Source organism: Flavobacterium sp., assembly GCF_046293665.1.
Classification (GTDB): domain Bacteria; phylum Bacteroidota; class Bacteroidia; order Flavobacteriales; family Flavobacteriaceae; genus Flavobacterium.
In genome coordinates this window covers 215,834-227,819 of the sequence record NZ_JBKBOL010000003.1, presented here as the reverse complement: position 1 = coordinate 227,819, position 11,986 = coordinate 215,834, and the positions used below count along the sequence as shown (strand labels likewise).

The window sequence follows — 11,986 nt, the reverse complement described above, 5'->3', positions numbered from 1 at the left end:
GTTCAAAAGTAGTCATTATAAATTATACCAAGACAGAACATCTACACCTGTTCGCTTTTGATTATCATTCCCGGCATAAATTAGCTTTTTAACTTCGATTTTTTCTTTAGACAAATTTTCAAAATAACTCAACTCTTTAAATAAATCTTGAGAGATTGTTTGTGTCGCTTTAATTTCATTTAGTTCTAAAACATCGTCTTTTTGAACAATTAAATCCACTTCGTGTCCGGCTGCATCACGAAAAAACCACAAATCATTTAAAGCATTGGTGTGGTATTTTTGTTTGACTGTTTCGGCAACAATCATGTTTTCAAACAAATGACCTTTATGGCTTTGAAATTTAATTTGATTTTCTTCTTTTATCTTCAACAAACTGCACAATAAACCGGTATCATAAAAATAGAGTTTTGGACTTTTAATAACTCGTTTGTCAAAATTCTTATGATAAGGTTGCAGTAAAAAAACGATATAACTACTTTCTAAAACTGAAATCCAAGCTTTAGCTGTAGGTTGCGTAATGCCACATTCATTGGCCAGCGCATTTAAATTTAAAAGTTGACCAGCTCGAGAAGCACACAAACTCAAAAACGTTCGGAAGGTTCTCAAGTCTCTAATATTTAAAACTTCAGTAATATCTCGCTCTACATAAGTTTGCAAGTAATTACTATAAAAAGTATGCGGTGGAATATTTCTGTCAAAAATAGCCGGATAAAACCCTTTAATCATTGCTTTTATGTAGTCATTGGACAATAAATTTTCGGATTTTAATTCATTGAAATCAAAAGGAAAAAGTTTAAAAAGCGCTACTCTTCCTGCCAAACTTTGGGTAATTCCTTTGATAAGATGAAAATTTTGTGAACCAGAAAGGATATATTGCCCCATAATCTTACTATCATCTACTATCGTTTGCAGATAAGAAAAAATCTCCGGAACGCGTTGTGCTTCATCTATAATGCAATATTTATCATATTGTTTAAAAAAAGCGTTGGGATCATTTTGTGCAAAAGCTCTAATGTCAGGATTTTCAAGACTCACATAAGTGTAATTCGGGAAGAGTTCTTTTAAAAGTGTCGTTTTTCCGGATTGTCTTGGACCGGTTAGAGCCAAAATCGGATACTTATCTTTCAAAAAAATCATTTCATTTACAATCTCTCTTTTAACCGACATAACTTTCATTTAATGAAACAAATATATTGTTTTATTTTGAATTTGCAAGAGTTTTATTTTGAATTTGCAAGAGTTTTATTTTGAATTTGCAAGAGTTTTATTTTGAATTTGCAAGATTAAAATTATCCCAAAACCTCGAACATGGCTTTAGCTTTTAGCAGACATTCTTCATACTCCAACTCCGCAATCGCTTGAGAAGTTATCGCACTGCCAACGGAAAAAGACAAATAATCGTTTTGGGCATTGTATAAAATACTTCTGATAACAACATTGAAATCGAAATCATTTGTTGGTGTAAAATAACCAACTGCTCCGCTATACAAACCGCGTTTGGTTTCTTCCAATTCTTCGATGATTTTCATGGCGGAAATTTTCGGAGCGCCGGTCATGCTGCCCATAGGAAAAGTAGTTCTGATAATTTCTACCGGCGAAGTGGTTTCGTCAACTGTAGAAACTACAGTCGAAATCATTTGGTGGACTTGCTCAAAAGAATAAATCCCGCAAAGTTCTTCCACTTCTACCGAACCTTTGGTTGCGGTGTGTGATAAATCGTTTCTAACCAAATCCACGATCATAATGTTTTCTGAGCGTTCTTTTGGGTTTAGCGCTAAATCGGATTTTGATTTTTCGTCTGAAACTTCGTCAGCATAACGTTTGGCAGTTCCTTTTATCGGTTGGGAAATAACTTTGTTGGCTTCTTTTCTCAAATATCGTTCGGGCGAAGCACAAAGTAAATATTGGTGGTTGTTTTTAAAATAAGCGGCAAATGGTGGATGTGAAATGCTGTTTAACTTCTGATAAATATTTAAAGTATCAATCTTAGTGTTTTCGGCATAAAACTCCATGCAAAAATTGGCTTCATAAATGTCACCGCGATGAATGTGAGAAAGCATTTCGGTGACTTTAGCAAGGTAGTTCTCCTTTGAAATACGTTGTTCTATTTTGGGTTGTCGGTTGTTGGTTATCGGTTGTCGGTAAGTAACTATATCTTCAAAATCCGATGCTATTTCATCATCACACATTCGCAAATAATGAATACTTACTTCATCGCCTTTTAGCAAAAATAATTTCTTGGGTTGAAAGAAAAATAAATCGGGAAAATCTAAACCGTCAAAGTTGTTGGATTGCAAATGTTCTATATCATTTTTTAAGTCATAAGACAGATAGCCAAACAGCCAATCTTTAGTTTGTTGCTGGTATTGTTTTAAATCTTCAAAAGCGTTGTGATGGTCTGTTTTTATTGACGTAAAAGCATCAACTGCCAAGATACAATCATAACTTGAATATTTTTGCTGATAATCATTGGAATCCAAAAAAACGACTTCTCTAAACTGTTGCGACCATGCCAATAATTGACTTTTAAAAGTAGTAGTCTGTTCAATTTTTTGGGTAATAATGGTTCTCAAGGAAACTGTTTTAAATGGTATTCAAAATTACAATAAAAATAATTCTCGGAACGAACGAACAAAGTCGAAATTTTGGCACACTTTTTAGTAAGACTAAAAATAACGTTTAACCAGTAATTCATTTAAAGCTATTGATAGAAAACTACTCCGACCTGTTCAAAAAATAATACGTATTGGAATTGTAACTATTAATAACTATTTAAAATGAATGAAACATGAAACACTTATCAAAACTGGGTTTGGCATTACTACTATTGGGAATTGCCTTTGCGTGCAAACAAGCGGAAGCCGATGAAGCTACTGCTGACATCATCGCTAAAGAATCTTCTTCGACGGCAATGATTTCTTCTAACGCTGCGGTTGAAAACAAAGAATCTAACCGAAAATTTGTACGAACCGCTGATTTAAAATTCAAAGTCAAAAATGTAGCCAAATCGACTTATGTCATTGAAAATATCGTTAGTAAACACGGTGGATTTGTAACCTTTACCGATTTAAAAAGTACCGTGAACGAACATCATGAAACTCAAGTTAGTCAAGACAGTATTTTAGAAACAACTAAATATACAGTTGACAACACTATTACCCTTCGCGTACCGAATACGCAATTGGACACCGTTTTGACATCCTTAGCCAAAGAAGTCGATTTTCTCGACAGTCGTTTGATTAAAGCGGATGATGTGGCTTTGCAATTGTTATCGAATAAATTAGCGCAAAAACGTTTATCCAAAAGCCAACAGCGTTTAGAAAAAGGTATTGATGTCAAAGGAAAAAAAATAAACGACATCACCAACGCCGAAGACAAAGTGCTCGACCGTGAAACAGAAAGTGATGAAACGATTATTAAAAATCTTTCCTTAGAAGATCAAGTGAATTTTAGTACTGTAACTTTGTATTTATACCAAAGAGAAACAGTCAAAAAAGAGTTGGTTTACAATGAAAAAAATAGCAATGCTTATCGTCCGAATATTGGTTTGCAAATTTGGGACAGTTTAAAAACAGGTTGGTATATGTTAGAAGGCATTATTGCTTTTGTAACACAACTTTGGGCACTAATTTTAATTGCAGGTTTAGGTTATCTTGGCTATAAAAAATTGATTAAGAAATAATCCTTAGTTAATTGATTATTAAATAAATACCACTAGTCTCGGCTTTTGGTATTTTTTTGTTTAACTTTGATAGGACAATCAATTAAACAAAATCATCATGAAAATCACTACCATTGTTATTCGAGTTCTTATTGGATTATTTTTGATCTTTGCCGCTATGAGTTTCTTTCTCAAGTTAGCGCCTGAACCGGTTACAACCGGAGATTTTAAAGCATTCAACACCGGTTTAATTGCCTCTACATATTTGATTCCTTTAGCCAAAGCCGTTGAACTTTTGTGTGGCATATCTTATGTTATTGGACGATATGTGACTTTAGCCAATATTGTTATTTTACCGGTTACCTTAAATATTTTATTAATCAATTATTTTTTGTCGCCCGAAACTTTATGGATAGCGGCATTGCTTTTTATAGGCAATTTATTTTTAATTTATCGCTATTGGAACAATTACAAATCTGTTTTCACTCCATAAAAAAACGTCCCGGTAATCGGGACGTTTTTGTTATTTATCTATTGAGCCTAACACTCGTTTCATAAAATCATTTAGGGCTTCTTTTTTGTCTTTGCCTTCTTTGACCATTTTGTGCACTTCGAGTGCGCCATACATATTGGAGATTAACTCGCCAATCATATCCAGTTCTTCATCTTTTAGTGAAGGCACTTCGGTTAAGGCTTCTAACACTTCAATGGTTTCTATCAAATAATCTTGATCGTTGTCCTCAATAAATTGGGTCAAATGTTTAATTACGGGTAATTTCATAATTAAGCAATTTCGTTTACCAATTCGGCTAAAACTTCTGCTTTGTTGGTTTGTGTTTGGTTAACCAATTTCCCATTTATGAAAGTGGCAAAGGTTGGTAAATTAGACACATTAGCCAACTTTCTGGATTCGGGTGAATTTTCAGCATCTACCAAAACAAAAGCCATTCCTTCATTTTGAGAAGCAAGCATTTTAAATTTCGGTTTCATGATACGACAATTGCCACACCAAGAAGCCGAATATTGTACTACTACTTTCTCATTGGTATCGACCAAATTTTGCAAAGTATCTTCGTTTAATTCGATTAACATATTTTTTGAATTTCAAAAATCAATGGCAATTTCAATACTCAATAATTGATATTGAACATTTCCATTGTGATTGTTATTGATAATTAGTTTTGGCTTAAATAAGCAGCAGTACTCAAACGGTCAGCGTTCATGGCTTCTTTACCTTCTTCCCAGTTGGCCGGACAAACTTCACCTTTGGTTTGTACGTGAGTATAAGCATCGATTAATCTTAAATACTCGTTTACGTTTCTTCCTAACGGCATGTCGTTTACACTTTCGTGGAAAATTTTACCGGTTTCATCAATTAAGTAAGTCGCTCTGAAAGTTACGTTGGAACCTTCTAGAATTTCGTCGTTTAATTCGGCATCATAAACCCATTCTGCATCTAAAATATCTAAAGCAGCCGATAAGTTTCTGGTAGTATCAGCGATTAAAGGATAAGTTACGCCTTCAATTCCACCGTTGTTTTTTGGAGTATTTAACCAAGCAAAGTGAACTTCATTGGTATCACAAGAAGCACCAATTACGATGGTATTTCTGTTTTCAAACTCGCCCAAAGCCGTTTGGAAAGCGTGTAATTCTGTTGGGCAAACGAAAGTAAAATCTTTTGGATACCAAAATAAAAGTACTTTCTTGTTGTTTTTTGTAGCTTCTTCAAGCACGTTGATTCTTAAATTATCTCCCATGTGAGAGATGGCATCTACAGTAATGTTGGGAAATTTTTTACCTACTAATGACATAATGTGTATGGTTTAAATGTTATTTTTTTGATGGTGCAAAAGTACTGCGTTAATCTATTAAAAAAAAGCCCCATCTTATTGTATTTCATTATTAACTCATAGCCTAAGATTATCCCATAAAAAAAAGGCATTTCGCTGGTGAAAATGCCTTTTTTTTATTGGATTTGTGAATTAACGATTCAATTGGTACAAGTGAATTAATTTAATAACTAAAGTGACTTGGCTAACTGCTTGATTTTTATATTGAAAGCAGCAAAGAGTAAAGTCATAAACGGACTGATGATATTAAAGAAAGCATAAGGCAAATAGTCTAATGTTGAAACGCCTAATGTTCCGGCTTGATAGGCACCACATGTATTCCAAGGCACCAAAACAGAGGTAACCGTACCGGTATCTTCAAGAGTTCGACTAAGATTTTCAGGCGCTAACCCTTTGTCTTGATAGGCTTTAGAAAACATTTTACCCGGAACCACAATCGCTAAATATTGATCTGAAGCGGTAATATTCAGTGCCAAACAGCTACCAACAGTTGAAGCGAATAATCCAAAGGTTGATTTGGCTACCGATAGTAAAGCGCTACTAATTCTGGTCAAAGCGCCAATCGCGTCCATTATACCACCAAAAACCATAGCACACAAAATCAGCCAAATAGTACCTAACATTTTTTTCATGCCGCCTGAAACGAATAAATCCGCTAAAGTTTTATTGTCTGTAGGAATAACAACTTCCGTGGTAATAGCATTCATGATTCCTTTGTAAGCAGATTGAAAAGTCATTGAACTAACCCCGGAAATATGATTGATAATCTGAGGTTGAAAAATTAAAGCAAATACTGCTCCTAGCAAAGTCCCAATCATCAGAGCAATTAGTGGCTCTGTTTTTTTTATAATTAGACCGATAACTACTATAGGAACTAAAAACAACCAAGGTGAAACATTAAATGAGGAAGAAATAGCTGTTAGAAGTTCGTTAACATCAACAGTTCCTTTAACTTCAACGGTCAATCCCAAAAAAATAAAAAGCAGTAATGTTAAAATATAAGTCGGAACCGTAGTCAAAGTCATGTACCTAATATGAGTAAACAAATCGGTTCCTGCCATGGCTGGTGCTAAATTCGTTGTATCAGACAAAGGCGAAAGTTTATCACCAAAATAAGCTCCCGAAATAACCGCTCCGGCCACCATCCCTAAATCAAAACCTAATGCGCCTCCAATTCCAATTAAGGCAATACCAACTGTAGCACTAGTTGTCCATGAACTTCCGGTGGCAATAGAAATTAAGGAACATATTATCAAAGCAGAGGGTAAAAAAATAGATGGACTCAAAATTTGCAAACCATAATAAATCATCGTTGGGATAACACCACTAACCATCCAGGTTCCAGCTAATGAGCCAACCATTAGAAGAATCAATATCGCACCGGTTGTTGATTTCACATTTTCCGCGACTTCTTCTATCATCTTTTTGAAAGAAACTTTATTGAATAAGCCCACAATTGCTGCAACAGAACCGCCTAATAAAAGGATAAACTGATTACTACCGCCAAGGGAATTATCACCGTAAACAAAAACGTTATAAGCCAACATTGCAACCAATACAATTACTGGGATTAATGCTTCAAATAAACTTAACTCCTTGTTCTTAATTAATTTTGAACTCATACCTTATAATTTAGCGGACAATATACTAAAAAATATAAATTTATATTATAAATAATCTTGTCAAGACTAAACAACTGATTAAAAGATACTCTCAACTTAAAAAATATTCTCATCGGTTAAACGGATACTCATTAATCCAATGAAAACCACGATTATTGAGTTCGTACTCATTTTTTTTCTTCTGTTTCCAAAGCAATTCAAGCGTATCAGATTCCCATTTCCCTTTGACTAAGAGCTCTTCGTTGGGCAATCGTTTATAGTTTAATTTAAATATTTTAGTACTGTCTTTGTACGAGGTAATTATCAATTGATTGGCAATCGTATCGGTTTTCACTGCATAATAATTGCCTCTTCCCTTAACTGTTTTGATGACGATATTGCCCTCTTCCATTAAAACTTTGTTCCAACGCAAGGTATCGGTCATTAATGGCGGAATGGTATCTCCATTTTTGACGAATGTTTTAACTTCATAACTACCATTAAAGCTATTGGCATAAACTGCATTTTCAGGTGTCGAATTAACTTGTACAATCATCAAAACTATAGCCAATGAACACAATACTATCAATCCGATTTTTGAAACTTTATGAGTGATATGCTGCCATTTTTTCTTAAAAATAAGCGACTCTATTTTTAACTGAAGTACTTCTTGCTTAAAAAAGAAACGGTACAATGAACCCAAATAAGGTGACACTATAAATATTGACAATAAAACCAAATGCGAAGAAAATAACTTTACCGGCACATCATAACAAAAATTCATTGCAGCTACATTCAACATCACCCCAAAACCCATTAAAGCTCCCGCTATGGTCGTACGTCTGAAAAGCAACAAAACACCGGCTACAAACTCTATAAAACCACCAAAGAAAGTATAAGCTTTGGAATGTCCCATAAAAGTCCATAACAACCCCATTGGAGAAGATTCACCATAAGTTTGCTCTAAACGGGCAATGTGTGTAGGTTGAAACTGTCCGTTAAAAAACTTAATCACACCATACAAAATCAAAAACAAACCCACATAATACCTTGCATAAACCCAAGTCACTTGAAACCAAGACTGAAAATTCTTTTTCTTAGTGACCAACAAAATGATTATTGTAGCAATAATTGAAAGCAAAAAAATGAATAATAAATTTACATAATCAAAAGTTGTGTCACCACTGCCGGTAATCGCAATTTTCTCTAAAGTCGTGATGCCTAATATGGTTTTGCCAAACCACAATGTTGCAATCTCTAAAGGTTTGGTATAAACCGAAAATATAACATCCAATCCAGGGATTTCACTAAAAGGCCTCGGAAACATGTATAAAAATGCATAACAAATAACAAAAACGGTAAAGGCTTTTCGAGAAGGCGACCACACATTTGGTTCAGAAGATACGTTTACAGACATATTTTGAATAGATTTATTTTTTTTGAAATTTAATAATAAAAATAATACTAAATAACATCGATTAATAAAAAGCCAGAACACAACACTTTTAGATGATGCCTTTTTTATTTACATTTATAGAATCTTTAACCAACATTTCATTTTAAATGTATAACAAACTCTCTTTTTTATTCGTTGCTTTATTTACTTTAAATATTTCTAACGCACAAGAAACTCCTAAAGCCGATAAAGAAACCCCTAAATGGGATGTTGCCAAACCCGGTGACAGTTTCAATTACAAAACCCAAAACTTCACTACTTCTGAAGGAACTTGGATGAACTTAGATGTTAGCCCGGATGGCACTACTATTGTTTTCGACATGTTGGGCGATATTTATAGTTTACCTATCACAGGTGGAAAAGCCAAAATACTGCGTTCGGGTATTCCTTTTGAAATCCAACCGCGTTTTAGTCCGGATGGCAAAAAAATTGCCTTTACCAGCGATGCTGGTGGTGGCGATAACCTTTGGATAATGAATGCCGACGGTACCAATGCCAAACAAGTGTCTAAAGAAGATTTTCGCTTAATGAGCAATCCGGCTTGGATGCCTGACGGAAATTATTTGGTTGGTAGAAAAAACTTTACTTCACAACGCTCAGCCGGTGCAGGAGAAATGTGGCAATACCATATCAGTGGTGGAAGTGGCGTGCAATTGACCAAACGCAAAAACGACCAACAAGATGTCAACGAACCCAATATTTCCAAAGACGGAAAATATATGTATTTCAGCGAAGACATGTATCCCGGCGGTTTTTTCCAATACAACAAAGATCCGCATAACGAAATTTATGTTATCAAACGCTACGAATTTGAAACCGGAAAACTCGAAACCATTACCGGCGGGCCAGGCGGCGCAGCTCGACCACAAGTATCGCCTAACGGGAAGCTATTGGCTTTCATCAAGCGAATCGGAACCAGTACAGTTTTATACTTACACGATTTAGAAACCGGAGAAGAATGGCCGGTGTATGACAAACTCGACAAAGACCAACAAACCGCTTGGGCATTGTTTGGCGTTTACCCTAACTTCAATTGGATGCCTAATAATGAAGATATTGTGATTTGGTTTGGTGGAAAAATCAATAAAATCAACACCAAAACTTCAACGGCAACTAATATTCCTTTTACCGCCGATGTAGCAATTGAAGTTGCCGACCGAGTACATTTCAATACGCCTATTTCGGATAACGATTTTACCGTAAAAATGATACGCGACGCGGTGACTTCTCCTGATGGAAAAACCCTAGCCTTTAGAGCTTTGGGGTATATTTGGACTAAAACTTTACCCAACGGAACACCAAAACGTTTAACCAACGGTACCGATTTCGAGGCCGAACCAACCTTTACCTCAGATAGTAAAACCATTATTTATGTCACTTGGAATGATATAGAATTAGGTAGCATAAGAAAAGTAGGTATAGATGGAAAAAATCCGGTTAAATTAACCACTGAAAAAGGAATCTACAGAACACCTTCCCTATCGCCTAACGGTAAAACTATTGTATATAGAAAAGAAAGTGGCAATCTCGACCAAGGAATGTCTTTTTCAAAAAAAACCGGAATTTATTCGATGAGTGTCAATGGTGGCGCCAATAAATTCATCACCGAAAATGGTCAATATCCTTTATTTACCAAAGATGGAAACCGTATTTTTTACCAAACCGGCGGTGTGTTTTTTGGTAGTTTGACCAAAGAATTAAAAAGTGTGGATTTAACCGGAAATGACGAAAGAACGCACATCAAATCTAAATACGCCAACCGTTTGGTGCCAAGTCCGGACAACCAATGGATTGCTTTTATGCACTTGCACAAAGCTTATGTAGCGCCATTAAATATGAACGGTCAGGAAATTGATTTAGACAATAAATCGACTGTAGTTCCTGTTTCAGAATTATCAAAAGATGCCGGAATTAATTTGCATTGGGCTACCAACAGCCAAAAAGTAATGTGGACATTAGGCGACAGTTATTTTGTAAACGATATCAAAGACCGCTTTACTTTCTTACCGGGTTCGCCGGAGAAAGTAGAAAAACCTACTGATACCGGAATTAAAATCGGCTTAACTTCCAAAGTTGATAAACCCAAAGGGAAAATCGCCTTAACTAATGCTCGAATCATTACGATGGATGGTGATAAAGTAATTGAAAAAGGCACCGTAATCATCAACCAAAACCGAATTGAATCGGTAGGAAATTCTAATGATATTTCTGTTCCAACTGATGCTCGAGTATATGACTTAAGCGGAAAAACAGTAATGCCAGGAATGGTCGATGCGCACGCACACGTTGGTGCTTTCCGGTACGGATTGACAACACAACAAAACTGGCAATTTTATGCGAATTTGGCTTTTGGCGTTACTACTTCTCATGATCCGTCTTCCAATACCGAATCGATATTTACCCTTTCAGAAATGGTAAAAAGTGGTGCATTGGTTGGGCCAAGAATTTACTCAACAGGTTTTATTCTTTATGGTGCCGATGGTGATTTTAAAGCCCTAGTCAATAATTTAGATGACGCTCGTTCTTCTATCAAACGTACTAAAGCTTTTGGAGCACTTTCTGTAAAAAGCTACAACCAACCGCGTCGTGACCAACGCCAACAAGTTTTACAAGCGGCTCGTGAAGAAAACATTAATGTCGTTCCAGAAGGCGGTTCTAATTTCTTCCACAACATGACGATGGTGATTGACGGTCATACCGGAGTGGAACACAATATTCCGGTAACGCCTGTTTATAAAGATGTATTAGAACTTTGGGGCAAAAGTAGTGTTGGCTACACGCCTACTTTAATTGTTAACTACGGTGGTTTGAATGCTGAATATTATTGGTACCAAAAAACCAATGTGTATGAAAATAAAAAACTATTACAATTTACCCCAAGAAGCATTATCGATTCTAGGTCACGTTTCAGAACAATGGCACCCGATGAAGAATATGAAAACGACCATATCCTGACTTCAAAAACCGCTAAAAAATTATCCGATAGCGGTGTAAAAGTAAATATGGGCGCTCACGGACAATTGCAGGGGTTAGGTGCCCATTGGGAATTGTGGAGCATCAACCAAGGCGGCATGAGCAACCTGGAAACTTTGAAAACGGCTACCATCAATGCGGCGAATTATATAGGCGCCGGAAAAGACATAGGTTCCATTGAAGCCGGTAAGTTAGCCGACATTTTAGTGTTAGATAAAAATCCTTTAGACGACATTCAAAACTCGGCCACGTTGCGCTATACAATTATCAACGGCAGAATGTACAATTCAGAAACCATGAACGAAGAAGGCAACGAACCCAAAGCGCGCCAAAAATTTTATTGGGAAAACAACAAGTACAACGCCGCTTTCCCATGGCATGAAGAAACCGAAAGTTTTATGGAACACCACTGTTGTGATGCGATTCATAATTAACAGTAATGTTT

The 11,986-nt window shown here is 35.8% G+C and carries 10 protein-coding genes; 3 read left to right on the top strand and 7 right to left on the bottom strand.

Annotated features, from left to right (window positions below; translation table 11 throughout):
* Positions 1-15: 15 nt before the first annotated feature.
* Both ACK4R1_RS07390 and ACK4R1_RS07385 read right to left on the bottom strand, forming a co-directional pair.
* Positions 16-1,167 (bottom strand): ATP-binding protein, encoded by a 1,152-nt coding sequence (locus ACK4R1_RS07390; protein WP_409685241.1) that lies wholly within the window; start codon positions 1,165-1,167, stop codon positions 16-18.
* A gap of 122 nt (positions 1,168-1,289) precedes the next feature.
* Positions 1,290-2,573 carry an anthranilate synthase component I family protein gene (locus ACK4R1_RS07385; RefSeq protein ID WP_409685238.1) on the bottom strand — a complete coding sequence of 428 codons (1,284 nt, stop codon included), beginning with the start codon at positions 2,571-2,573 and terminating at the stop codon, positions 1,290-1,292.
* Positions 2,574-2,788: 215 nt separating this feature from the next.
* On the opposite strand from ACK4R1_RS07385, the gene ACK4R1_RS07380 reads away from it, so the two are divergent.
* Both ACK4R1_RS07380 and ACK4R1_RS07375 read left to right on the top strand, forming a co-directional pair.
* Positions 2,789-3,682: a DUF4349 domain-containing protein gene (locus tag ACK4R1_RS07380; RefSeq protein WP_409685236.1), complete on the top strand. Its 894-nt coding sequence runs from the start codon at positions 2,789-2,791 to the stop codon at positions 3,680-3,682.
* A gap of 97 nt (positions 3,683-3,779) precedes the next feature.
* Positions 3,780-4,154 carry a DoxX family protein gene (locus ACK4R1_RS07375; protein WP_409685233.1) on the top strand — a complete coding sequence of 125 codons (375 nt, stop codon included), beginning with the start codon at positions 3,780-3,782 and terminating at the stop codon, positions 4,152-4,154.
* A gap of 30 nt (positions 4,155-4,184) precedes the next feature.
* Here ACK4R1_RS07375 and ACK4R1_RS07370 read toward each other — a convergent pair whose 3' ends face one another.
* The 5 genes from ACK4R1_RS07370 to ACK4R1_RS07350 all read right to left on the bottom strand — a co-directional run bounded on the left by ACK4R1_RS07370 (position 4,185) and on the right by ACK4R1_RS07350 (position 8,529).
* A complete protein-coding gene (locus ACK4R1_RS07370; protein ID WP_409685230.1) occupies positions 4,185-4,442 on the bottom strand; it encodes a DUF6952 family protein in 258 nt (85 codons plus the stop codon).
* Between the two features lie 2 nt (positions 4,443-4,444).
* On the bottom strand, positions 4,445-4,753 hold the full coding sequence (locus tag ACK4R1_RS07365) for a thioredoxin family protein (RefSeq protein ID WP_409685227.1): 309 nt from the start codon (positions 4,751-4,753) through the stop codon (positions 4,445-4,447).
* Between the two features lie 83 nt (positions 4,754-4,836).
* Entirely contained in the window at positions 4,837-5,472 is a 636-nt protein-coding gene (locus tag ACK4R1_RS07360) for a peroxiredoxin (RefSeq protein ID WP_409685224.1), read from the bottom strand.
* A 209-nt stretch (positions 5,473-5,681) separates the two neighbouring features.
* On the bottom strand, positions 5,682-7,133 hold the full coding sequence (nhaC, locus tag ACK4R1_RS07355) for a Na+/H+ antiporter NhaC (RefSeq protein WP_409685221.1): 1,452 nt from the start codon (positions 7,131-7,133) through the stop codon (positions 5,682-5,684).
* Between the two features lie 109 nt (positions 7,134-7,242).
* Positions 7,243-8,529, bottom strand: a complete 1,287-nt coding sequence (locus ACK4R1_RS07350; protein ID WP_409685218.1) for a hypothetical protein — start codon at positions 8,527-8,529, stop codon at positions 7,243-7,245.
* A gap of 146 nt (positions 8,530-8,675) precedes the next feature.
* On the opposite strand from ACK4R1_RS07350, the gene ACK4R1_RS07345 reads away from it, so the two are divergent.
* Entirely contained in the window at positions 8,676-11,975 is a 3,300-nt protein-coding gene (locus tag ACK4R1_RS07345; RefSeq protein WP_409685215.1) for an amidohydrolase family protein, read from the top strand.
* The last annotated feature ends 11 nt before the right edge of the window (positions 11,976-11,986 follow it).

Coding starts and splice junctions, on each gene's coding strand:
- ACK4R1_RS07390 (WP_409685241.1), bottom strand. CDS start 1,167: ATGTCGGTTAAAAGAGAGATTGTAAATGAAATGATTTTTTTGAAAGAT.
- ACK4R1_RS07380 (WP_409685236.1), top strand. CDS start 2,789: ATGAAACACTTATCAAAACTGGGTTTGGCATTACTACTATTGGGAATT.
- ACK4R1_RS07375 (WP_409685233.1), top strand. CDS start 3,780: ATGAAAATCACTACCATTGTTATTCGAGTTCTTATTGGATTATTTTTG.
- ACK4R1_RS07370 (WP_409685230.1), bottom strand. CDS start 4,442: ATGAAATTACCCGTAATTAAACATTTGACCCAATTTATTGAGGACAAC.
- ACK4R1_RS07365 (WP_409685227.1), bottom strand. CDS start 4,753: ATGTTAATCGAATTAAACGAAGATACTTTGCAAAATTTGGTCGATACC.
- ACK4R1_RS07360 (WP_409685224.1), bottom strand. CDS start 5,472: ATGTCATTAGTAGGTAAAAAATTTCCCAACATTACTGTAGATGCCATC.
- nhaC (WP_409685221.1), bottom strand. CDS start 7,133: ATGAGTTCAAAATTAATTAAGAACAAGGAGTTAAGTTTATTTGAAGCA.
- ACK4R1_RS07350 (WP_409685218.1), bottom strand. CDS start 8,529: ATGTCTGTAAACGTATCTTCTGAACCAAATGTGTGGTCGCCTTCTCGA.
- ACK4R1_RS07345 (WP_409685215.1), top strand. CDS start 8,676: ATGTATAACAAACTCTCTTTTTTATTCGTTGCTTTATTTACTTTAAAT.